Below are 22,023 nucleotides of genomic sequence, written 5' to 3'. Positions count from 1 at the left end.
CTATGCTGCCCGCCGAAGCCGGCTCGGGCAGTGTAGCGGATTGTCCCGAAAGAAGCCGCCTTACTGGGCGAAGATCTTCCAGGTCTTCTTCTGGGTGGCGACGTCGGCGGTTTCGTGCACCGAGCAATCGAGACGCAGATCCGTGTCCGACATGTTCATGTCGAGCAACGCGCAGTGATGCGGTGTCTTCTTCGGATTCTTGCTCGGCTCGAAGTGCGTGCAGCTCAGGCACATGCGGTGCGGCGGAATGTTGCCTTGTGCTTCGAGCTGATGCACGGTCTTGAGCAACGTGCGATAGAAGACGGCCTGCTCCTCGTCACGCAACGTGCCGACTGCCTTGGCCAGGAAGTCCGGCCATTGCGCGGCGCGCTTCGCAGCCGTGCGGCCACGCGCCGTCAGGCGGACCGCAAGGGCACGGCCGTCGTCCAGCGCACGGCGCTTTTCGACCAGGCCTTTGCTTTCGAGCGTGCTGACCGCGTCGCTGGTGGTCGCGGCGGTCAAGGCCGTTTCACGAGCAATTTCGCCGAGGCGCATTGGCCCCTTGCGTTGCATCAACAAGACCAGGATTTCGCCCTGAGTCGGCGTGAGGCCTGCGCCTTCAGCCCATTCCCAGGCCTGGCTTCGCATCGCCGTGCTCAATCGCAATAGGCTGTGGGTCACTCGCCCCGTTGCCTGTTCTCCGTATACGCCTTCGCTCATAGTCTTCGATTCGTTTATTAACAGCGTTCGCGCGATGCCGGTGACCTGCTTGCCGACGTCGCCCGTAGCCTGTGTGGGGTAGCTTCGCCCAACCGCGGACGAAACCGTTTCTACTATCTCAAAAATTTACCGCCTTGCAAGCCCAAGTCGGCGAAAACGACATTCTATGCGAGAGCGGCAAATCGTACAGCTAACTTATCCAACACACTCTGTGGATAACCTCAGGAAAACAGGTGGACAGCGTGTGCAGCGATTCTTGATAAGCATTCAAGCCGTGCCGGGCGGTCTCGAACCTAGCCTCGTTTACGGGTTCCGACGCACCGCGAGCCAGTCTGGTCATAGTTTACGCAGCGTGTTGACTTTGCAGGGAATTATTCAGTTGTCCACAGGCTGATGCAATGCTTGTTAACGACTACTACGTTTGTATACGTAAAGTTTAGGAAAACCTGAAGGCCCGCGACCTGGAAAATTTCATTACGAAAAAAAACCCGCTCGGAGCGGGTTCCCTCGAATTTGACCTATGCAACGCCGCCCACGGCTAGGCTCGCCATTGCAGACACTGCTGCCGTACAGCTTCGTGCAAGGACTTTTCCTGCGCGAAAACACTGCGCAGCCATGTCGCATCGTTCATCTGCCCACGAGCAATCGCGCCGATTTCGGCGAGTGCATTGCCCGAACCCAGCGCCTCGGCATGCGGTGCGATCAGTTGGAGCGTTTCGAGGATGTCCTCGGAAATCGTCTTGCGTTCGCCCGTTTGCGGATTGATGCAGGTGCCGGCCAGACCGAATCGGCATGCTTCGAAGCGGTTGAACGTGTAGACCAGATAATCGTCTTCCTTGGGCGTGATCGGTTTGTCCAGCAACAGGTGCCGGGCCAGCGTCTGGATGTAGCACGCAATCGCCGCGGCGCGGTCCACGGAAAACGGCGTGTCCATCACGCGAACTTCGATCGTGCCGAAACCCGGCTTGGGGCGGATGTCCCAGTAAAAGTCCTTCATGCTGTTGACCACGCCGGTCTGGACCATCTTCGAGAAGTATTCCTCGAAGCTGTCCCACGTCAGCACGAACGGCGCGCGGCCCGACAACGGAAACGCGAACACGGAATTCAGTCGTGCCGAGTGAAAACCGGTATCGACACCCTGCACGAACGGCGACGAAGCGGACAACGCGATGAAATGCGGAATGAAGCGCGACATCGAATGCAGCAGATAGAGCGCGCTGTCCGGATCCGGGCAACCGATGTGCACGTGCTGGCCGAACACCGTGAACTGCTTCGCAAGATAGCCGTATAACTCGGAAATATACTGGAAGCGCGGCGTATCGACGATCTGCCGCTCGCTCCATTGCTGGAATGCGTGCGTGCCGCCGCCGCACAAGCCGACATTCAGATGATCGGCGGCCGACACCAGCGTATCGCGAATCTTGCGCAAGTCGGTGACGGCCTGCTCGTGTGTCGTGCAAATGTCGGTCGACAGTTCGATCATGCTTTCGGTGATTTCCGGCGTGATGTTGCCCGGAATCTTTTCGTCCTTGATGAGACGCAGCAGATCCGTACCGGCTTTGGTCAGATCATAATCGTGCGTATTGACGATCTGCATCTCGAGTTCGACGCCGAACGTGAACGGTTTCGAATCGATGAAGGGTTCGAGTGACATAACGTCCCCTGAGTCAGGTCGGCAGGGCAGTTGTCACATGCCCGGCCGTTTTTTGAATCGGATGAACTGAATGAAGCGTGGCGCACCTGGAGCAAGCGGCGTGCGCTGACCGCTTACTCTTCGCGCCGCTCGGCCACCAGCGCGAGGCTGCGATAGACGAGCCACGGCCCGAGAATCTGCAGCACGAAAATTGAACACATCACGATAGCCCGCAATTGCGGGTCGAAATTCGGATACATATTGTAGGTGTCGTCGACCAGCAGATAAGCGAGCGCCGACATCGGCGATAACGACAAACCGAGCGCCATCCCCTGCTTCCAGTTCAGGCCGCTCGGCTTGGCGAACGCCATCACGCCGACCAGTTTCGCCACCAGACGCGCAACGATCAGACCCAGCGCCGCGACTCCGCCGAGCGCGATGTGTTTCCACTCGAACGAAGTCAGCGTCAGCACGAACAGAATCACGGTCAGCAACCAGCCGGCCGTGCCGAAATGCTGCGGCCACAGTTGCGGACGCGCCTCATGATTCTTCACGATGATGCCTGCGGCCAGCAACGCGAGAATGGTCGACAGCTTGAACAGATGCGCGACCGCGATCGCCAACAGCACGAGGCCGAACAACGCGACAAACGAATGTTCGTCCTGCATGTTGAGACGGCGATAAAAGAACGTGCAGGTGCGCGCGAGCAGATACGCGAGCACGAGCGAGCCGATCAGCAGATAAAGCGGTTGCAGAATGGTCGCGAAAACGTTGCCGTAGACCTCCTGATGCAACCAGCTCGACACCAGCTTTTCGATCACCACCGCATACATGCTGTTCAGCGCGGTCAAGGTCAGCAGACGCTGAGTCACCTGGCCTTCCGCGCGCAATTCTGTTTTGAGCTGAATCACCATTGCGGGCGAAGTCGCCATCGCAATCGCGGCGAGCACCGTGGCCACCATCAGCGGCACGTGCAGGAACAGCAACACAGGCAGCACGAACGCGAAAGTCAGCGTGGCTTCGGCCACGCTTGACAGGATCAGCCACGGATTGCGGCGAATCCAGCGCAAATCGAGCCGGCTGCCGAGTTCGAATAAGAGTAAACCGAGCGCGACATCGAGCAAGGGCCGCGCGGCGTTCGCGGAATCCGCATCGATCACGCCGAAGCCGGCCGCGCCGGCAATCAGACCAATGACCGCATACCCGGAAATACGTGGCAAACGCCATGCGCGATAGCACAGTTCGCCGCATAGACCGGCGGCGAGCAACGCGAGACCAGCCCAAAAGATGGCGTCGGGTGCGAGCGGCCAGGCTGGAAAAAATGAAAACGCCGAATTCATCGTGATGGATTCTCCTTTGCAGCAACGGCAGACGATACGAGCTGGCGCAAACACCGGCGAGCAAGTGGGCGTGTCGGACGCTCACTGTCGCAGTCGCTTCGCGTGGTCTGCGTTGCGAGTTTTTTGTGATCGGATGATCTGAATGCACCGCAGCCGCGTGGAACCCGGCACATTCGAGGATGCGGTTGTAGCAACTGACACGGCGAAAGAACGCCGTCGACTTTGAATCAGATTCTCATTGACCGGCGCCGTTCCGTTGCTATGTGCACCGCCGCTAGCGGTGCACGACGCGGAAAAGAACGGCGATTGTGCCATAGCTTTTTCAGCCTTGACCGAAAAGAGACCATCATGCAGGCAAAACGGTAAAAACGTACGTTATCTTCCGCACGTGAGGAAAAAGCGACCTTTTTATCCTTGGATCCGATCGCGGCGAAGGAGCAGATTGACCGCTGCATGTGTGCTTTTCGGGACATTGCCGCAAAAGATTTGCGCCGATTCCGAAGAGGTTCGGGCAAGCCGATGAGCACGACGTCCGCCTCGGCTTTGCTGTTTACAGGTTTACTGTATGTATACGTAGTAACAGTTAACAAGGTGCCTCGGTTTCTGTGGATAACTGCTGTTTACCGAAACGAATCATCGGCTTGCCGACGGCATAACCGGATGCACAGCATGTGCGGGAGCGGCGCGTATACGGGGGCAACTTTTGGCGATTTTCGGCGGCGACAAAGTTACCCCGTTTACGTCCACAACGGTTCCACACGACTTGCGCCGGTTAACCGCGCGGTTATCCACAAGTTTCGGTGGATAACCGCGTCGCCGCGTATACCGGTTAACGCCTGCGTTAACTTACAGTTCCTTGCCGCAACGCACGCAGCAGGAAACGCGCAGGATCGATGTCTTCGGCGAGATCGCGTTCGAGGGGCCACGGCTCGCCTTCTATCTGCGACGCGATCAACTCGGCGCCGAGAGCGGCCCACACCAGTCCGCGTGACCCATACGCGAACGCGCCGTACAAGCCCTCGGCGCGCGGCAAGTCGAGGGGCCACGCGCCGCGCAGACGCTGTGCGTCGTGCGCCGCCTGGGCTTCGTCGGCGAGTTGGCCGATCATCGGCATGCGGTCGCTCGTGACACAGCGGAACGCGACGCGTCCAGCGAGTTCCGTCGAGCGCGCCGGATCCACTACGCTTGAAAACGCCGGCAGCATCTGCGCGACGCGCTCGATGTTTTCCAGATGACCGTCCGCGCGAAGCGACGTGTCGGGGTCGTCGAGTTCATAGGTGGCGCCAGCTAGCGTGACGCCGTTTGCAAGCGGCAGCGCATAACCTTCGCCGATCACCGGCAACGCAAGCGTCGGCGCCGTGCCCGCCGGCAGCAACGTCAACTGGCCACGGATGCTGCGAGTCGGCGCATGCTGCAAGCCCGCGATGCGTGCCGCATCGTGAGCACTCGCGACGATCACCACCGGCGCGCGCACAACGACCTGACCTGATGTATCGAACACGGTCCACTGATCGCCGGATCGTGCGAGCCGGCCGACTTCCACGCCGAAGCGGCGTTCGAGCAGGCCGCCCGCCGCGGCGAACTGGGCGGCGCACAGCGAAGCCGGATCGATCCAGCCGCCTTGTGGAAAGAACCAGCCGCCACGCGGGAGTGGCGTGCCGGCGAGCGTTTGCGCGTCGGCTGCCGAGACGGGCCTCACATAGTCGGACGGATAGCCGAACGCGGCGATCGCGTCGCTGATCGCGCGGGCTTCGTCGTCATCGGCTGCGATTTGCAGCAAGCCCTGCCCGCCACGCAATGGCCGATGACCGAACCGTTCGAGTGCGGCCCAGCGCCTGAGCGCATACAGAAAGCCCGCGCGTGTGATGCGCGAGGCCACACTGTCGTCGCGCGAGATCATCGGATGGAATACGCCTGCCGGATTGCCCGACGCGTCCTGCGCGACCGACGCATGCCGTTCGAGCGACGTGACGCGCCAACCGCGCGCGGTGAGCCGTTCGATCGCCGCGCAGCCGGCAAGCCCGGCGCCGATCACCACCGCGTGCCGTTCTTCGAGCGCGAGCGACACGGGCGGCTCATAGCGGCGCACGCGCCAGCGCGGCGCGAAGTGGCCGACCAGCATCGCCCGTTTCCAGCCGAAGCCCTCGACCTTGCGGTATTCGAAACCGCATTGGGTCAACGCGCGTTTGATGTCACCGGCGCTGCTGTAGGTGGCGAACGTGGCGTCCTCGCCCGCCAGCCGCGCGAGCGCCTTGAAGATCGCTGGGGTCCACAGTTCGGGGTTCCTCGCCGGCGCGAAGCCGTCGAGATAGAACGCGTCGGCGCGCAGTCTCAAGGCGGGCAAGCTGTCGACCGCATCGGCCAGCACGAGCGTGAGAACGACGCGCCCATCTTCGAATTCGAGGCGATGCGTGCCGGGCACGAGCATCGGCCACGCGCTCGCGAGGGTTTCGGCCAGCGCCGCAATTGTCGGATCGGACAGGGTGGCCGAATAGACGCTGCGCAAATCGGCGGCCGTAAACGGATGCTTCTCGGTCGAGACGAAATGCAGCCGCTCGCAGCGCGACGGATCGGTGCGCCACTCGGCCCACGTCACCAGAAAGTTGATACCCATGCCGAAGCCGGTTTCGAGCACGGTGAAAGTGCGGCGGTCTTGCCATCGTTCGGGCAGCGCATTGCCGCGCAGAAAAACGTAGCGAGCCTGTTCGAGACCGCCGACGGCACTGTGATAGATATCGTCGTAGAGGGGTGAAAACGGCGTGCCGTTGTCGCGAAAAGCGAGCACAGCGGGGATCAGCGGATCGGTCATGCGCGTCGGAAATTGCCGCTCGAAAGAGCGGGTTGAACGTTACCGCCAGCGCGCGCGGCTCGCCGGACGGCGAAAAAGACGCGCCAAACGTTGGCAAAAACCAACGTCAAGCCCCGTCCCTACTGGGTTTCAGCCCTCGGTTGAGGGTCTTGGGCAGCAAAATTGCGATTTCCTTGCGATATCGGCCCCAGAACCGTCTAATTCTTCGAAACCCTTATCCTGATTGGGTTTGCGCTGCGCTATCATAGCAAGCGCCGCGAACCGAGCGGCTGCACGGCCGACGGACATTCACCTGTCCGGTGCTGCAGGTCCGGAGGGGATCCGGCGCCGCAGCTACTCGACCGCACGGCCCGCGCACGTATAATCGGCGCGTTCGCGCTGTTCGTATCAACCTAAACTCAGAAAGGAACCTTAATGAACAAACAGGAACTGATCGACGCCGTCGCAGGACAGACGGGCGCCAGCAAGGCTCAAACCGGTGAAACGCTGGACACGTTGCTTGAAGTGATCAAGAAGTCTGTGTCGAAGGGCGATGCGGTCCAGTTGATCGGCTTCGGTAGCTTTGGTTCGGGCAAGCGCGCAGCGCGCACGGGTCGCAACCCGAAGACCGGCGAGACCATCAAGATCCCGGCCGCCAAGACCGTCAAGTTCACGGCAGGCAAGGCGTTCAAGGACGCAGTCAACAAGCGCTAAGCAGACTACTGCCAGGCAGTTGACACCCGCCAACGGCGGGTTTTTTTTCGTCTGGGGGTTTTGCGCATGGATGATCCGCGACAGGTATCGCGACTTCATCAAGGCGTTGACGGAGCGCTGCCGCTGTTAGTCGTGGCGGTGGCCGCCGTGGCCATGTCCGTCGTGGTCATGGTCATGATGGTGGTGGTGATGATCATGGCCGTGATGGTCGTGCTCATCGTCGTCGAAGTCCCAGGCGGGGAACGGATCGGCGAACTGTTGCCATGCCTGCGGCCCCTCGGCGTATTCGTCGTCGCTCAACAGACACGCGTCGAACTTCGCGTTCCACACGGCCGGGTCGATACCGACGCCGATCAGCACCAGCTCCTGGCGACGGTCGCCGATGCTCAAATCGTCCGGATCGCCGTACCAGTCGGCGGCGATTTCGGCGGCCAACTCGTCCTCCGCATCCGGCCATTCGCTGCGATCCTGGGCGGCCCACCACATCCCCGCCGGACTGTGCCGGCAAGCGCCGCCCGCTTGCGATAGCGAACCGGCGATATCGTTACGCGTGGCGAGCCAGAAGAAGCCTTTGCTGCGCAGTACGCCCTTCCACTCCTGGTGCAACAGCGCCCACAACCGTTCGGGATGAAACGGCCGGCGCGCCCGGTAAATAAAATTGCCGACGCCGAATTCGTCCGCTTCGCCGTGATGCGGATGGCAGTGCTCGTGCTCATGATTGAGCGCCGCGAGCCAGCCCGGCGCGCTCGACGCCTCGTCGAAATCGAAGCGCCCAGTGTTCAGCACTTGCGCGAGCGGTACGTCGCCGAACCGACTGACCGCTTGCACCGCGCGCGGATTCAGCTGCGTGAGGATGCGTTGCAGGCGCGTAAGTTCATCGTCGCTGACGAGGTCGGCCTTGTTCACTACCAGCACGTCGCAGAACTCGACCTGCTCGATCAGCAGTTCGACGATGGTGCGGTCGTCTTCGTCGTTCACGGCGATGCCGCGTTCGGCAAGCGCGTCGGCCGAACCGTAATCGCGCAGGAAGTTGAACGCATCGATCACGGTCACCATCGTATCGAGCCGCGCGACGCCGGACAGCGAGGTGTCTTCATCGTCGACGAAGGTGAAGGTCTCGGCGATTGCCAGCGGCTCGGCGACACCGCTCGATTCGATGACAATTGCATCGAACCGCTTTTCGCCGGCAAGACGTTTGATCTCACTCAGCAGGTCGTCGCGCAGCGTGCAGCAGATGCAGCCGTTGGACAGTTCGACGAGTTGCTCTTCAACAGGCGACAGCTCGGCGGCATCACGCATGAGAGACGCATCGATGTCGAGGGCACCCAGATCGTTGACGATCACGGCCACGCGCAAACCGGGGCGATTCGCGAGGATGTGGTTCAGGAGCGTGGTCTTGCCGGCGCCCAGAAAACCGGAGAGCACGGTGACGGGCAATAGCGGCTGGTTCATCGCGGTACGGAAAAGCAAGAGGTTTGGAAGGCGTGCCAGGCTTGGGCCGCATGACTGCGCGACCTTGTGACGTTCGAGCCTCGGCGGCAGCACGAAGCCGCATTGTGCATCAAAACGGGCGCTGCTCACGTGCGAGGCCGGATCGGAACGTATATGCGCAGCGCGCTTCGAAGCCGGAATACACCGCAAACGCGCGCGCTAAACCGCCGATGAGTGCGGACCCGCAGATCGTGAAATGCGCCTGGAAAGCGGCCAGAAATTCGGCCAATGAGTGAACCCAAAACGGAGCTATAGACGAGTTGGAAGTCGCAGGCCAAACACGGCTCTCAAGCCCACTCAAACAAGCGCCCCGCTCAGCGCGCAGCCGGCATCAGGTTCCACTTGCGCAAAATTGCTACAATCTGCTGCGCATATTTATCGCGCAGGGCCGGCGTTTCGGAGTGGTAAGCTCCCACCGCCTGCCATGTGTTGCCGTACTTGTTCATCTGGCGGCGCAGATGCCATGCCGCAATATAGACGTTCTTGCACGGCTCCATCAGCGTGCCTTGCGAGATACCGTACTGAGCGAGCGTGGGCAGATGGATCGAGTTGATCTGCATCACGCCGTAGTCGATCGAACCGTTGGCGTTCTTGTGCGTGGCGTCCGGCCGGTTATGCGATTCCTGCCATGCGATGGCGCGCAGAATCAATGGGTTGACCTTCTGATACTTGGCCGCCTCGTCGAAGCAGTCGGCGCGTGCAGACCCTGCTGCTGCTAGCAGAGCAAGTCCCGCGGCGACGGTCACGAAGGGTCGATTCATCGGTCAAGACGACTAAGTAAAAACGCAAGAGTAAGGGTTGGTAAGGCAATTATTCGGCCAAATTTCAGCCGCTGACAGCCGCTAGGGCATGCTGGCTGGGCGTTTGTCGGACATCGGGGAAAACCCGCGTCAGCAAACGCCAAACCGTGGGTCGAACGGCTCGTATCATACCGGCAGTCCGAACCGCGTCAAGTTGGCTAACCGACATAAGCCGGCAGAAAACGAAGCGCCCGTCCGGCTCGCTCCGGACGCCGCTTGAGCTTTCAGTTTAATAACAATTGCGCGGACTTCAGAGGAAATCCCATAGACCCGTCTGTTTTGTGACAAATCCGACATGAAAAACTGGTACTGTTCATTTTTTTCGGACATCGGACGGCTGGTATTTGGGGCGGCATGCGCCCGCGAGACTGGCCCGCAAACCGACAGGGCGGCGACTTGCCCCTGAGTCCGCACTGCATGACCGTCGGCAGCAATGGCTGTCGGCATCGATATCACATTCCATGAGAAGAAATTGTATGGCTTTGCGTCGCGTTGCAACGGCGCTGCTGGTGGCTGGGTTGATCACCGCGCAGACAGCACAGGCACAGGTGACACTGAACTTCGTCAACGCCGATATCGACCAGGTTGCCAAGGCGATCGGCGCGGCAACCGGCAAAACGATCATCGTCGACCCGCGTGTGAAGGGACAGTTGAACCTCGTCTCCGAAAATGCAGTGCCTGAGGACCAGGCGCTGAAGACCTTGCAATCGGCTTTGCGCATGCAGGGTTTTGCGCTGGTGCAGGATCACGGAGTGCTGAAGGTCGTGCCGGAAGCCGACGCCAAGCTGCAAGGCGTGCCGACTTACGTCGGCAATGCGCCGGTCGCGCGCGGCGATCAGGTGGTGACGCAAGTATTCGTGCTGAAGAACGAATCGGCGAATAACCTGCTGCCGGTGCTGCGTCCGCTGATCTCGCCGAACAATACCGTGGCGGCCTACCCGGCCAACAATACGATCGTGGTCACCGACTACGCCGACAACGTGCGGCGCATCGCGCAGATCATCGCGGGCGTGGATACGGCGGCGGGCCAGTCGGTCTCCGTCGTGCCGCTGAAGAACGCGAACGCGATCGACATCGCCACGCAGCTGACCAAGATGCTCGACCCCGGCGCGATCGGCAGCACCGACGCGACGCTGAAGGTGTCCATCACCGCCGACCCGCGCACCAACTCGCTGATGATCCGCGCGTCCAACGCCGCCCGTCTCGCCGCGGCGAAGGAACTCGCGAAGCAGCTCGACATGCCGACCACGATGCCCGGCAACATGCACGTCGTCGCGCTGCGCAACGCGGACGCGACGAAGCTCGCGAAGACCTTGCGCGGGATGATGGGCAAAGGCGGCGACGGCGGCTCGTCGGGCTCGAACGAGGCGAATTCGTTCAACCAGAGCGGCGGTGGTTCGTCGGGCGGCAGCTCGACGGGTGCGTCCGGCACGCCGCCGCTGCCGTCGGGTGGACTGAACAGCAGCTCGATGTCGTCGCCGATGGGCGGCAGCGGCGGCTATGGTTCGAACAGCGGCGCCGCCGGTTCCAGCGACCTGCTCGGCAGCGACAAGGACAAGGGCGACAGCAACCAGGCCGGCGGCATGATCCAGGCGGACGCCGCCACCAACTCGCTGATCATCACCGCGGCCGAGCCGGTGTACCGCAATCTGCGCGCGGTGATCGACCAGCTCGACGCGCGGCGCCCGCAGGTGTATATCGAGGCGCTAATCGTCGAGTTGAACTCGAACACGAGCGGCAATCTCGGCATCCAGTGGCAGATCGCGAACAATTCGCTGTTTGCCGGCACTAACCTGTCGACCGGTTCAAGCAACAGCATTATCAATCTGACCGCGGCCGCTGCCGCTGCGGGCAGCACGGGCGGACTCGCCACGGCGCTCGGTGCTTCGGGCCTCCAGCAAGGCTTGAACGTCGGCTGGATTCACAACATTTTCGGCGTCCAGGGACTCGGTGCGTTGCTGCAGGCGCTGTCGCAGACCGCCGACGCGAACGTGCTGTCCACGCCTAACCTGATTACGCTCGACAACGAGGAAGCGAAGATCGTCGTCGGTACGAACGTGCCGATCCAGACGGGTTCCTTTTCGAATCTCACGAGCGGCGCCACGAACGCGGCGTTCAATACGTTCGACCGTGTCGACGTGGGTCTGACGCTGCACGTGAAGCCGCAAATCACTGACGGCGGTATCCTCAAGCTGCAGCTCTACACGGAAGACTCGGCGATCGTGAACGGCACCACCAACGCGACGACCAACCCGGCGGGCCCGGAGTTCACCAAGCGCTCGATCCAGTCGACGGTGCTCGCCGATAACGGCGAGATCATCGTGCTGGGCGGCCTGATGCAGGACAACTACCAGGTCAGCAACAGCAAGGTGCCGCTGCTGGGCGATATCCCGTGGCTCGGCCAGTTGTTCCGCTCCGAACAGAAGACGCGCGACAAGACCAACCTGATGGTGTTCCTGCGCCCGGTGATCATCAACGACCGCGATACCGCGCAGGCCGTCACGGCGAACCGCTACGACTATATCCAGGGCGTGCAGGGCGCGTATCGCTCGGACAACAATGTGATGAGGGACAAGGACGATCCGGTGGTGCCGCCGATGCCGCTTGGCCCGAGCCAGGGTGGTTCGCCCGCGATGAACCTGTTCGATCTGAACCAGATGCGCCGTCAGCAGATGGCGCCGCAACAGGTGCCGCAGGCCGTGCCGCAACCGGTGCCTCAACCGGCCCAGCAGCCCGTGCCGCAGATGGCGCCTCAACCGGCCACCGTCGCTCCGTATCCGGCGAGCGGCGCGCAGCCGACCACGATGTCGCCGGGAGCGCGTCCGTGACGCAGGCGCCCGCGCAAACAGCGCATCGCGCTCAGGGAGGCGACGCCGCCAACTCTGAGCGCGCCGCGCCCTCGCCGCTCGCCGCACGGCTCGTGCCGTACGGCTTTGCCCGCAGCGGCCAGATTCTGGTCGCGCATCAGCACCCGGACAGCCTCGAAGTGTGGATCAGCGAGCGCACCAGCGAAGCCGCGCTCGCCGAAGTCGCGCGCAACTTCGGCGCGGTGTCGGTCGTGCGTCTGGCCGCCGACGAACTCGCGCAGGCGATCAACCAGGCGTATGCGCGCCACGACGGCAGCGCCGCCCAAGTTGTCGGCGAAGTGGAAGGCGAAGTCGACCTGTCGCGTTTGATGCAGGACATCCCCGAGGTCGAGGATCTGCTCGAATCCGAAGACGACGCGCCGATCATCCGCATGATCAACGCGCTGCTCACGCAAGCGGCGCGCGAACAGGCATCGGATATTCATATCGAGCCGTTCGAGAATGCGTCGGTGGTACGCTTCCGCGTCGACGGTACGCTGCGCGACGTGGTGCGGCCGAAGAAGGCGCTGCACGGCGCGCTGATCTCGCGGATCAAGATCATGGCGCAGCTGGACATCGCCGAAAAGCGTCTGCCGCAGGACGGCCGCATCACGTTGCGCGTCGGCGGCCGTCCGGTCGACGTGCGGGTGTCGACTTTGCCGACCGGTCACGGCGAACGCGCGGTGCTGCGTCTGCTGGAAAAAGACGCGTCGCGCCTGAACCTCGAAGCGCTCGGCATGGGGCCGGACACGCTCGGCAAATTCGATACGCTGATCGGCAAGCCGCACGGCATCGTGCTGGTGACCGGCCCGACCGGTTCCGGTAAGACGACGACGCTGTATGCCGCGATGTCGCGGCTCGAAACGGCGACCACCAACATCATGACGGTCGAAGACCCGATCGAATATGACCTCTCGGGCATCGGCCAGACGCAGGTCAACGAGCGGATCGGCATGACCTTCGCGCGCGCTTTGCGCTCGATTCTGCGGCAGGACCCGGACGTCATCATGATCGGTGAAATCCGCGACCTCGAAACCGCGCAGATCGCGGTGCAGGCGTCGCTGACCGGCCACTTGGTATTGGCGACGCTGCACACGAACGACGCGGCTTCGGCGGTCACGCGTTTGACCGACATGGGCGTCGAGCCGTATCTGCTGGCGTCGTCGTTGCTCGGCGTGCTGGCGCAGCGGCTCGTGCGGCGGCTTTGCCCGGTGTGCCGCGAAGAGCGCACCGAAGCAGACGGCAGCGTGCGCTGGCATCCGGTCGGCTGCGAGCGCTGCGGGCAGTCCGGTTATGCGGGACGGCGTGGCGTGTACGAACTGCTGCTGATCGACGACACGATCCGCGCGCTGGTCCACCGCAATGCGGCCGATGCGGAAATTCTCGCGGCCGGCCGCCAGCAAGGCATGCGCACGTTGCGCGAGGATGCGGACCGCTGGCTCGCGTCCGGGCTGACGTCCCTTGAAGAAGTGATTCGCGTGACGGGCGGAGCATAAGCGCATGCCGGCATTTCGTTTCGAAGCGATCGACGCGGCGGGCAAGGCCCAAAAGGGTGTGCTCGATGCGGATAGCGCGCGCGGCGCGCGCACCAACCTGCGCTCGCAAGGACTCACGCCACTCGTCGTGGAACCGGCCGCGTCGCGCACGCGCGGCGAGCGCAATCAGCGGTTGTCGTTGGGGCGGCGTTTGTCGCAGCGCGAACAGGCGATCCTGACGCGTCAACTGGCCAGTTTGCTGATTGCGGGCTTGCCGCTCGACGAAGCGCTCGCGGTGCTCACCGAACAGTCGGAGCGCGACTACATCCGCGAACTGATGGCGTCGATTCGCGCGGAAGTGCTCGGCGGCCACTCGCTCGCCAATGCGCTGACGCAGCATCCGAAAGACTTCCCTGAAATCTACCGTGCGCTGGTGGCCGCTGGCGAACACACCGGCAAGCTCGGTCTGGTGCTGTCGCGGCTCGCCGACTACATCGAGCAACGCAACGCGCTGAAGCAGAAGATCGTGCTCGCGTTCACGTATCCGGCCATCGTGACGCTCATCGCGTTCGGCATCGTCACGTTTCTGTTGAGCTACGTGGTGCCGCAAGTGGTGAACGTGTTCGCCAGCACCAAGCAGCAACTGCCCATCCTGACCGTGATGATGATGGCGCTGTCCGGCTTCGTGCGGAACTGGTGGTGGGCGATGCTGATCGGCGTGTTCGTACTGATGTATCTGGTGCGCTCGATTCTCAAGCAACCCGGTCCACGCCTCGCGTTCGACCGCTGGCTGTTGACCGCGCCGCTGCTCGGCAAACTCGTGCGCGGCTACAACACCGTGCGCTTTGCCAGCACGCTTGGCATTCTGACCGCGGCGGGCGTGCCGATTCTGCGCGCGCTGCAAGCCGCCGCCGAAACGCTCAGCAACAACGCGATGCGCGAGAACATCGACGACGCGATCGTGCGGGTGCGCGAAGGCACGTCGCTGTCGCGCGCGCTCGGCAATACGAAGACGTTTCCGCCGGTACTGGTGCACCTGATCCGCTCGGGCGAAGCGACCGGCGACGTGACGACCATGCTCGATCGCGCGGCCGACGGCGAAGCGCGCGAGCTGGAGCGTCGCACGATGTTCCTGACGAGCCTGCTGGAGCCGCTGCTGATTCTGGCGATGGGCGGCGTGGTGCTGGTGATCGTGCTGGCGGTGATGCTGCCGATCATCGAGTTGAACAACCTCGTGCAGTAACGCGGAGGAGAAAGCGGATTGCGCGGTGTGTGCGTGACGGCTGTGATGGCCGCGCAATCGGCTAAGGCGGTTAAGGCGTTTGAAGCGGTTAAAGCAGCAACGCGCGCGCCGCGCGCGTCGGCTTTAGCGCACGTAGATGGTGGGACCGCTCGCGTTAGCGGGCAGGAAGACTTCGGAGTGGGTGCCGTTGCGATCGATGATGATCGAGCGGGCGCGGACTTCGGAGAGTTTGGTGCCTTGCATCAGCGTGCTGCCGAGCGACACCGCATGTGGCGGTTCGCCGCCCACGCTGACGATCGCCGCGGCGCCTTCACGCAGCGCGAGGATGCCGAACAGATGCACGTCCTGGTTGACATTGCGCGTGAGCTGGCCGCCGAACAGCGTCGCGGCCTGGTCGGTCGAGACCTGCGCGTGCGCGGCGGCGGCGGGCGATGGCGCCCCGGACATGGCGGTGAGCGTGATGACCCAATAGGTCAGCGTCGCGCAGAACACGGCGAACAGTGCGAGCGACAGAAGGCGGATTTGGATGGCGTTCATGCGCATCATTGTACGGACTATTGTGAAAATTGCGTTGTGTTGGAAGCCCTTCAACACCATGACATTAAAATGACCGGCCGGGCGTGTTCAATAGCGGCCTGATAGCTGACCAGCGAACCCCGCCCAGTCGAAAATTCATCTGAAAAGAGGTAGCAACTTATGCAACTGTCGACCACTCGCCGTACTGACATCGCGGGTTCGCGCAGCCGTCGTCAGCGCGGTTTCACGCTGATCGAAATCATGGTCGTGATTGCGATTCTGGGCATTCTGGCGGCGTTGATCGTGCCGAAAATCATGAGCCGTCCGGACGAAGCGCGCCGTGTCGCCGCCAAGCAGGACATCGGCACGGTGATGCAGGCGCTCAAGCTCTACCGTCTCGACAACGGCCGCTATCCGACTCAGGAGCAAGGCCTGCGCGCGCTGGTCGAAAAGCCGGCGACCGATCCGGTGCCGAGCAACTGGAAGGACGGCGGCTACCTCGAGCGTCTGCCCAATGATCCGTGGGGCAATGCGTACCAGTTTCTGAATCCCGGCGTGCACGGCGAGATCGACGTGTTCAGCTACGGCGCGGACGGCAAGGCGGGCGGCGAAGGCAATGATTCCGATGTCGGCTCGTGGCAATAGACGCTGCTGGGCGCAACTTAGGCAACTTCAGCAACCTCATCATCATGCGCGTGAGCGCTTCGCTGTCCGCCCTGCTGTCTGGCGAAGCCCGCATGTTTTAACGATGCATCGTCGTTTGATTTTTAGTTGATCGTTGGTGGCCGGCACTATGCGTATGTCCGCTTGCAAGTCCCGTGTGGACACTCCGTGTACGGCTTCGCCGTCGCGCGCGGGGTGCGCCGGCGCGCGTCGCTCGCGTGGATCACGTGGCCCGCTTCGCGCCGCCGGCTTCACGCTGCTCGAAATGATGGTGGTGCTCGTCATCGCGGGCCTGCTGGTGTCCTTGACCGCGCTTACGATGACGCGCAATCCACGCACCGATCTGAACGAGGAAGCGCAGCGTCTCGCGCTGCTGTTCGAATCGGCGGGCGACGAAGCGCAGGTGCGCGCGCGGCCCATCGCATGGCAACCGGTCGAAGGCGGCTTTCGTTTCGACCAGCGTACCGAAGACGGCTGGCGTCCGCTGCGCGACGACCTGCTCGGGCCGCGTCAGTGGGAAGGCGGCGTGACCGGCGTGACGATCAGCTATCCTGGCTCGGATTCGCAACCCAGCCGCGTCGTGTTCGGCACCGAAGCGATCGACGTGCCGGTGCAGGTCACGCTGTTTTCGGCGGCCGGGCGCGCGACGATCGTCGGCACCGGCAATGGCCGCTACGAGGTGCACTGAGATGCGTCGTTGCAGTAGCAATAGCTTGAGCAGGACGGCGCGCGGCAGCGTCGGGCGTGCGCAGCGCGGCTTTACGATGATCGAAGTGCTGGTGGCGCTGGCGATCATCGCGGTGGCGCTGGCGGCCTCGTTGCGCGCGGTCGGCAGTCTCGCGAGCGGCGAAGCCGATTTGCACCGGCGTCTGCTGGCGGGCTGGAGCGCCGACAACGCGCTCGCGCAATTGCGTCTGACGCATGCGTGGCCGAACGTCGGCGACACGAGTTTTGATTGCTCGCAGGGCAATTTGCAGTTGATCTGCACCGAGCATGTGACGGGCACGCCGAATCCGGTGTTCCGTCGTGTGGAAGTGATGGTGACGATGCCTGGGCGTTCCGGCAATCTCGCCCAGATGGTCACGGTGGTGGCGAATGAAAACAACCGCTCGCTCTGAGCGCCGCCGCCGATCGGGCGCGCGTGGCTTCACGCTGATCGAACTGCTGGTCGCGATCGCAATCATGGCGGTGATCGCGGTGCTGTCGTGGCGCGGACTCGACCAGATCATTCGCGGCCGCACGACCATCACGAACGCGATGGAAGACGAACGCGTCTTTGCGCAATTGTTCGACCAGATGCGAATCGATGCGCGCCAGGCCGCGTCTGACGACGAGTCGGGGCAGGCGGCGATTTCGGTGTCGGGCAGCACGTTGCAGATCGTGCGCGAGATGACCTTGCCGGGCACCGCGCCGCGTCTGCAGGTGGTGCGTTACCAGGTGTCCGATGGACGCGTGATCCGCTACGCCTCGCCGCCGCTCGGCAACGCCGGCGATCTGCGGCGCGCGCTGCGCGGCAGCGAAGGCGAAGGATGGTCCGCTGTGCCGTTGATGGGCGGTGTCGGTTCGATCTCCGCGCGGCTTTACGTGCCGAAAGTCGGCTGGACCACGCAGATGAAAGACGTGCAGAGCGCGATTACCGAAGCCGACAATAACCTGAAGGTGCCGCAGCTCGGCAATGCGCCGCTGCCGCGCTCGGTGACGGGGCTGGAAGTGAGCGTCGGAGCGCGCTCGCTGGCGCGGCCCGTCACGCGCGTTTTTCTGATCGGAGAATGAAATGAAATTCTCCTGGTTGTCTGTGCGACGGGCTTCATCTTCTTCGCTGGCTGGCGAGGCGCGCGCACATGCCCATGCGAACACGCCTGCCGCGTGTGCTGCTGGCTTCGGCATGCGCGGCAAACCGGCGCAACGCCGGACGTCTCACGCGCAACAGCGAGGTGCGGCCATCATCAGCGCGCTGCTCGTCGTCGCGCTCTCGGCGATCCTGGTGTCGGGCATGTTGTGGCGCCAGCAGGTCCAGATTCGCCGGATCGAAAACCAGCGGCTGCTCTCGCAGGCGCAATGGGTCGCACGCGGCGCGCTGGACTGGACGCGTCTGATCCTGCGCTCGGAAGGCGATACGTCGGCCGGTATCACGTACCTGGGCGGACTGTGGGGCGTGCCGATCGCGAAGACTCGCCTGTCCGATTTCCTTGGCCAGATCGGCGAGGTCAGAGCCGAACAGGGCGCGGCAACCTACCTGTCCGGTTCGATCGAAGACGCGCAGGCGAAATTCAATCTGCGCAATCTGGTGTCGAGCCCCGCGCCCGGCGTGATGCAATTGAACCTCGAACAGATTGGCGCGTATCAACGTCTGCTCGTGTCGCTCGGCGTGAACAGCCAACTTGCGAAAACCACCGCCGTGCAGGTGCGCAACAGCCTCTCGCAATCGGCGACCCGCTTCCAGACCGTCACGTCCACCAGCGGCACCACCAGCAGCACCACGTCCACGCCGACCGTCGGGGGTGGCGCCACCGGCGGCAGCTTCACCGACAAGCCCGGCCTGGACGACGACGATGACAACGCAGCCGGCGCACCACTGCAAATGACGAGCGTCGAGTCGCTGCTCGACATTCCCGGCTACACGCCGGAGATGGTCGCGCGCTTGCGCCCCTTCGTCACCGTGTTGCCGACCGCCACGGCGGTCAACATGAACACGGCGTCGGCCGAAGTGATCGCGGCGGTCGTGCCGGGCATGAGCCAGTCGGCCGCGCAGGGTTTCGTCGCGAGCCGGCAGACGGTGTTTTTCCGCAATGTCGGCGACGTGCAGCTCGCGTTGCGCGGCGCGGGCGTGCAGTCGGTCTCGATCGATCCGAGCGAACTGGACGTCAACTCGAGCTACTTTTTGATCCACGGCCGCGTGCAGCACGAACGCGCCGAAGTGGACCGCACGACCCTCGTGTATCGCGACGCGATGACTCACACTACACGTATCGTGCGGGTACAAGACCAACTATGAACAACGCAATTCCCAGAGAGAGTGGCCTTTGAGCACGCTGATCGTCCTACTGCCGCCGCGTGATCCGGCGGTGCCATCGCAGGAATGGCAACTGCCGGAGCTGCCGTTCGTCCTGCTCGACAAGTCGGGCCGCACCCAGCGCGCCGGCCGCTCGGCGCTCGCGCTACTGCCGCGCGCGTCGTCGACGGTGCTGATGGTCGCCGCGCGCGACCTGCTGATGATGCCGACCACGCTGCCGCCGCTGCGCGGACCGAAGCTGCGTCAGGCGCTGCCCAATATCGTCGAGGATCAGCTGATCCAGGACCCGCAAACCTGCCACATCGCGGTCGATCCGCAACCGCTCGCGGGCGGGCGGCAATTGCTGGCGATCATCGACCGTGGCTGGTTCCGCTTCGTCTGCGAAGCGTTCACGACGGCGGGCCATCGCAGCCTGCGCGCGGTGCCGGTCACGCGCTGCCTGCCGCAGGCCGCCGCCGCGCGCGATACGCCCGCCGAAGTCGCGGAACTGGTCAACGCTGGCGAGCCGGTCACGGCGGCCTTGGCCAGCGTCGCGACGGCGCTGCCGGGCGTAGCGCCCGTGGTGGCGCCGGACATCGCCGCCGTGGTGCCGATGGTGGCCGCCGTGCTGGGCACGGTGGTCCAAACCGCGCCCGCGATGCTGCTGGAAGGCGCGGTCGAGAGCGGCGTGCCGCGCGTCGAACTGGCGATTGCGCGCGGCGTGCAAGGCGAAGGGCTGGCGGTGCCGGCCAATGCGGTGAACGGCACGCTCGGCGCTCTCGCCGGCGCGGCGCCGGTCTCGCTGTACATGCTCACCGAAGTGACGGGCAACGAGCCGAGCCTCGCCGCGACGAGTCCGGCGCGGTTGGCGGCGCATGTTCACGGCGCGAGTCCGTTGCCGTTCGAGCAGCTCGCGCGGCGCGCGCTGGAATGCCGCTTCGACCTGTGTCAGTTCGAGTTCGCATCGCAGCCGTGGCGGCTCGATCGCGCGACGATGCGGCGTCTGCGTCTGCCGGTGCTGCTGGCGGTCGCCGCGCTGGTGATCGCGATTGTCGGCGCGAACGTGCAGTGGCTGATGCTCGCGCGCCAACGCGACGCGATCAACGCGGACATGACCCACCTGCTCATCGAAACCTTCCCCAAAACGACGGTCGTGCTCGATGCGCCCGATCAGATGTCGCGCCAGCTGCAGCAATTGCGGGTGGCGGCGGGCGAGCTGTCGCCGGATGATTTCCTGTCGCTCGCCGACGGCCTCGCACGCTCGCTAGCGCCGGTGCCGGTCAACGGCATCGCCGGCCTCGACTATCACGACCGGCGGCTCGACGTGACCTTCAAACCCGAGATCAAGGTCGACCCCGACTTCGCGAAGCGCCTCGCCCGCAACGGACTGAACGGCGCGATCGACAGCAACACCGGCAAGTGGACCATCAGGAACGGACAATGAAAGCTGAACTCGCTCAAACATGGGCCGGCTTCTGGGACCAGCGCACCGAGCGCGAAAAAAACCTGCTGACGTGGGGCGGCGGCGTGCTCGCCGTGGTGGTCGCGTGGTCGGTGCTGTGGGCGCCGGCGCAGGAGGGCCGCTCGCATCTGCGTGAATCGCTGCCGAGCCTGCAACGGCAGCTCGCGCAGATGACCGCGCAGGCGAAAGAGGTGCCAGCGCTGTCGGCGGCCGCGCAAGGCGTCGCGCCGACCGGCGGCGCACTGAAGGATGCCCTCACCGCGTCGCTCAACGAGCATGGCCTCACCGCGACGCAAGTGCAGGTGATGGGCAATGCGGTGCAGATCCAGATGAAGAACGCATCGTTCCCGGCGTGGACGGCCTGGGTCGACGATGCGCGCAAGCAGTTCAAGGTGCAGATTGCCGAGGCGCATGTCACCGCGCTCAAGGACGACGGCCAGGTGGATCTGACGGCGTCGCTGCAGCCGTCGACCACGAAATGAGCGCGTCGTCACGGGGTTTCGCATGAGTTACTGGATGCGGCGCGTGCGCCTCGCGCTGCCCTGGCTGGTGGTCGGGGCGTTGTCCTCCTCGGTGGTGATGCTCGCGATGGCGCCGGCTGCGTGGATCACGCCGCAGTTCGCGCGGCAAACGGGCGGCCACGTGAATCTCGTTGATCCGGCCGGCTCGCTCTGGCACGGCTCGGCCACGTTGATGCTGGCCGCCGGCTCCGACATGAGCGCGGCGACGCTGCTGCCTGGGCGGATCGAATGGCGTACCGGGTTCTGGCCGCTCTTCACCGGCCGCGTGCGCATGGTTATGCGGCACAGCGAGGCGATGCCCGATCCGATCACGGTCGACGCCGCGCCGCGCAGCGCGACCGTCACGCCGGGCACGCTCGCGGTGCCGGCTTCACTACTGAGTGGCCTGGGCGCGCCGTTCAATACGCTCGATCTGCAGGGCAATGTGCAACTGTCCTGGTCGGACTGGCGCAGTTTCAACAGGGAGGCGTTCGGGCAACTGACCGTGACGCTGAACGATGTCAGTTCGCGGATCTCGCTGGTTAAGCCGCTTGGCTCGTATCGGGTGACGTTTCAGGCGCAGGGCGCGTCGTCCACGCTCGATCTGACGACGCTCAAGGGTCCGCTGATGCTGAACGGCAGCGGCGCGATGTCGGGTGGTTCGACGTCGTTTCACGGCACCGCGAGTGCCACGCCCGAGGCACGTGACAACCTGGCGGGATTGCTGAATCTGTTGGGCCGCCCGAGCGGTCCAGGCACGGTGACGCTGAGCTTCGTGCATTGACAACGCAGTTCCGGATTCGTTGACACGATAAAAAAGAGGCATGGCCGCATTTAGCCGCCATGCGGAATTGGCTTGAT

General features: G+C 63.6%; 19 protein-coding genes. 12 read left to right on the top strand and 7 right to left on the bottom strand.

Going from position 1 to position 22,023, the window contains the following annotated elements; translation table 11 throughout:
* Window positions 1-60: 60 nt before the first annotated feature.
* From P0D89_RS02475 to mnmC, 4 genes are all read right to left on the bottom strand, one after another.
* Entirely contained in the window at window positions 61-699 is a 639-nt protein-coding gene (locus tag P0D89_RS02475) for a MarR family winged helix-turn-helix transcriptional regulator (protein WP_408359817.1), read from the bottom strand.
* Window positions 700-1,237: 538 nt separating this feature from the next.
* On the bottom strand, window positions 1,238-2,353 hold the full coding sequence (locus tag P0D89_RS02470) for a YbdK family carboxylate-amine ligase (protein ID WP_408359819.1): 1,116 nt from the start codon (window positions 2,351-2,353) through the stop codon (window positions 1,238-1,240).
* Between the two features lie 113 nt (window positions 2,354-2,466).
* Window positions 2,467-3,672: a cation:proton antiporter gene (locus P0D89_RS02465; RefSeq protein WP_408359821.1), complete on the bottom strand. Its 1,206-nt coding sequence runs from the start codon at window positions 3,670-3,672 to the stop codon at window positions 2,467-2,469.
* An 841-nt stretch (window positions 3,673-4,513) separates the two neighbouring features.
* Complete coding sequence (mnmC, locus tag P0D89_RS02460) at window positions 4,514-6,481, bottom strand: bifunctional tRNA (5-methylaminomethyl-2-thiouridine)(34)-methyltransferase MnmC2/FAD-dependent 5-carboxymethylaminomethyl-2-thiouridine(34) oxidoreductase MnmC1 (protein ID WP_408359823.1); 1,968 nt, start codon at window positions 6,479-6,481, stop codon at window positions 4,514-4,516.
* 414 nt (window positions 6,482-6,895) lie between these two features.
* Here mnmC and P0D89_RS02455 point away from each other — a divergent pair, with 414 nt between their 5' ends.
* Window positions 6,896-7,174: an HU family DNA-binding protein gene (locus P0D89_RS02455; RefSeq protein WP_006050811.1), complete on the top strand. Its 279-nt coding sequence runs from the start codon at window positions 6,896-6,898 to the stop codon at window positions 7,172-7,174.
* 126 nt (window positions 7,175-7,300) lie between these two features.
* Here the strand turns inward: P0D89_RS02455 and P0D89_RS02450 are convergent, their stop codons facing one another.
* Entirely contained in the window at window positions 7,301-8,626 is a 1,326-nt protein-coding gene (locus P0D89_RS02450; RefSeq protein WP_408359862.1) for a GTP-binding protein, read from the bottom strand.
* Window positions 8,627-8,979: 353 nt separating this feature from the next.
* A complete protein-coding gene (locus P0D89_RS02445) occupies window positions 8,980-9,426 on the bottom strand; it encodes a lytic transglycosylase domain-containing protein (protein ID WP_408359825.1) in 447 nt (148 codons plus the stop codon).
* 515 nt (window positions 9,427-9,941) lie between these two features.
* Here P0D89_RS02445 and gspD point away from each other — a divergent pair.
* From gspD to gspF, 3 genes are read left to right on the top strand one after another with little or no spacing between them, the layout of a single operon-like run.
* A complete protein-coding gene (gspD, locus tag P0D89_RS02440; protein ID WP_408359827.1) occupies window positions 9,942-12,293 on the top strand; it encodes a type II secretion system secretin GspD in 2,352 nt (783 codons plus the stop codon).
* Window positions 12,290-13,807, top strand: coding sequence for a type II secretion system ATPase GspE (gene gspE / locus P0D89_RS02435; protein WP_408359829.1), 1,518 nt, complete (start codon window positions 12,290-12,292; stop codon window positions 13,805-13,807). The genes gspD and gspE overlap by 4 nt, the downstream gene beginning before the upstream one ends.
* A 4-nt stretch (window positions 13,808-13,811) precedes the next feature.
* Window positions 13,812-15,029, top strand: a complete 1,218-nt coding sequence (gene gspF / locus P0D89_RS02430) for a type II secretion system inner membrane protein GspF (RefSeq protein WP_408359832.1) — start codon at window positions 13,812-13,814, stop codon at window positions 15,027-15,029.
* A gap of 123 nt (window positions 15,030-15,152) precedes the next feature.
* Here gspF and P0D89_RS02425 read toward each other — a convergent pair whose 3' ends face one another.
* Window positions 15,153-15,566 carry a type II secretion system protein N gene (locus P0D89_RS02425; RefSeq protein WP_408359834.1) on the bottom strand — a complete coding sequence of 138 codons (414 nt, stop codon included), beginning with the start codon at window positions 15,564-15,566 and terminating at the stop codon, window positions 15,153-15,155.
* A gap of 159 nt (window positions 15,567-15,725) precedes the next feature.
* Between P0D89_RS02425 and gspG the strand changes: the two genes are divergently transcribed.
* The 8 genes from gspG (at window position 15,726) to P0D89_RS02385 (ending at window position 21,946) form a co-directional block, all read left to right on the top strand.
* Entirely contained in the window at window positions 15,726-16,190 is a 465-nt protein-coding gene (gene gspG / locus P0D89_RS02420; protein WP_408359836.1) for a type II secretion system major pseudopilin GspG, read from the top strand.
* Between the two features lie 148 nt (window positions 16,191-16,338).
* Entirely contained in the window at window positions 16,339-16,896 is a 558-nt protein-coding gene (locus tag P0D89_RS02415; protein ID WP_408359838.1) for a GspH/FimT family pseudopilin, read from the top strand.
* A gap of 1 nt (window position 16,897) precedes the next feature.
* Entirely contained in the window at window positions 16,898-17,326 is a 429-nt protein-coding gene (gene gspI, locus P0D89_RS02410; RefSeq protein ID WP_408359840.1) for a type II secretion system minor pseudopilin GspI, read from the top strand.
* Window positions 17,304-17,981: a PulJ/GspJ family protein gene (locus tag P0D89_RS02405; RefSeq protein ID WP_408359842.1), complete on the top strand. Its 678-nt coding sequence runs from the start codon at window positions 17,304-17,306 to the stop codon at window positions 17,979-17,981. Before gspI ends, P0D89_RS02405 begins: the two co-directional genes overlap by 23 nt.
* Before the next feature lie 112 nt (window positions 17,982-18,093).
* Window positions 18,094-19,203, top strand: coding sequence for a type II secretion system minor pseudopilin GspK (gspK, locus tag P0D89_RS02400; protein ID WP_408359864.1), 1,110 nt, complete (start codon window positions 18,094-18,096; stop codon window positions 19,201-19,203).
* A gap of 28 nt (window positions 19,204-19,231) precedes the next feature.
* Complete coding sequence (gspL, locus tag P0D89_RS02395; RefSeq protein ID WP_408359844.1) at window positions 19,232-20,644, top strand: type II secretion system protein GspL; 1,413 nt, start codon at window positions 19,232-19,234, stop codon at window positions 20,642-20,644.
* On the top strand, window positions 20,641-21,144 hold the full coding sequence (locus tag P0D89_RS02390; RefSeq protein WP_408359846.1) for a type II secretion system protein M: 504 nt from the start codon (window positions 20,641-20,643) through the stop codon (window positions 21,142-21,144). Before gspL ends, P0D89_RS02390 begins: the two co-directional genes overlap by 4 nt.
* Before the next feature lie 22 nt (window positions 21,145-21,166).
* On the top strand, window positions 21,167-21,946 hold the full coding sequence (locus P0D89_RS02385) for a type II secretion system protein N (RefSeq protein WP_408359848.1): 780 nt from the start codon (window positions 21,167-21,169) through the stop codon (window positions 21,944-21,946).
* Window positions 21,947-22,023 lie beyond the last annotated feature (77 nt).

The organism is Paraburkholderia sp. RL18-085-BIA-A (assembly GCF_046027075.1).
Lineage (GTDB): Bacteria > Pseudomonadota > Gammaproteobacteria > Burkholderiales > Burkholderiaceae > Paraburkholderia.
Note: the sequence above shows the minus strand (reverse complement) of the source record. Positions and strands in the feature narration are given on the sequence as shown.

What these genes read in the sequence shown, in the direction of transcription:
- P0D89_RS02475 (WP_408359817.1), bottom strand. Translation starts at nt 699, where the DNA reads ATGAGCGAAGGCGTATACGGAGAACAGGCAACGGGGCGAGTGACCCAC.
- P0D89_RS02470 (WP_408359819.1), bottom strand. Translation starts at nt 2,353, where the DNA reads ATGTCACTCGAACCCTTCATCGATTCGAAACCGTTCACGTTCGGCGTC.
- P0D89_RS02465 (WP_408359821.1), bottom strand. Translation starts at nt 3,672, where the DNA reads ATGAATTCGGCGTTTTCATTTTTTCCAGCCTGGCCGCTCGCACCCGAC.
- mnmC (WP_408359823.1), bottom strand. Translation starts at nt 6,481, where the DNA reads ATGACCGATCCGCTGATCCCCGCTGTGCTCGCTTTTCGCGACAACGGC.
- P0D89_RS02455 (WP_006050811.1), top strand. Translation starts at nt 6,896, where the DNA reads ATGAACAAACAGGAACTGATCGACGCCGTCGCAGGACAGACGGGCGCC.
- P0D89_RS02450 (WP_408359862.1), bottom strand. Translation starts at nt 8,626, where the DNA reads ATGAACCAGCCGCTATTGCCCGTCACCGTGCTCTCCGGTTTTCTGGGC.
- P0D89_RS02445 (WP_408359825.1), bottom strand. Translation starts at nt 9,426, where the DNA reads ATGAATCGACCCTTCGTGACCGTCGCCGCGGGACTTGCTCTGCTAGCA.
- gspD (WP_408359827.1), top strand. Translation starts at nt 9,942, where the DNA reads ATGGCTTTGCGTCGCGTTGCAACGGCGCTGCTGGTGGCTGGGTTGATC.
- gspF (WP_408359832.1), top strand. Translation starts at nt 13,812, where the DNA reads ATGCCGGCATTTCGTTTCGAAGCGATCGACGCGGCGGGCAAGGCCCAA.
- P0D89_RS02425 (WP_408359834.1), bottom strand. Translation starts at nt 15,566, where the DNA reads ATGAACGCCATCCAAATCCGCCTTCTGTCGCTCGCACTGTTCGCCGTG.
- gspG (WP_408359836.1), top strand. Translation starts at nt 15,726, where the DNA reads ATGCAACTGTCGACCACTCGCCGTACTGACATCGCGGGTTCGCGCAGC.
- P0D89_RS02415 (WP_408359838.1), top strand. Translation starts at nt 16,339, where the DNA reads ATGCGTATGTCCGCTTGCAAGTCCCGTGTGGACACTCCGTGTACGGCT.
- gspI (WP_408359840.1), top strand. Translation starts at nt 16,898, where the DNA reads ATGCGTCGTTGCAGTAGCAATAGCTTGAGCAGGACGGCGCGCGGCAGC.
- P0D89_RS02405 (WP_408359842.1), top strand. Translation starts at nt 17,304, where the DNA reads ATGAAAACAACCGCTCGCTCTGAGCGCCGCCGCCGATCGGGCGCGCGT.
- gspK (WP_408359864.1), top strand. Translation starts at nt 18,094, where the DNA reads ATGCGCGGCAAACCGGCGCAACGCCGGACGTCTCACGCGCAACAGCGA.
- P0D89_RS02390 (WP_408359846.1), top strand. Translation starts at nt 20,641, where the DNA reads ATGAAAGCTGAACTCGCTCAAACATGGGCCGGCTTCTGGGACCAGCGC.
- P0D89_RS02385 (WP_408359848.1), top strand. Translation starts at nt 21,167, where the DNA reads ATGAGTTACTGGATGCGGCGCGTGCGCCTCGCGCTGCCCTGGCTGGTG.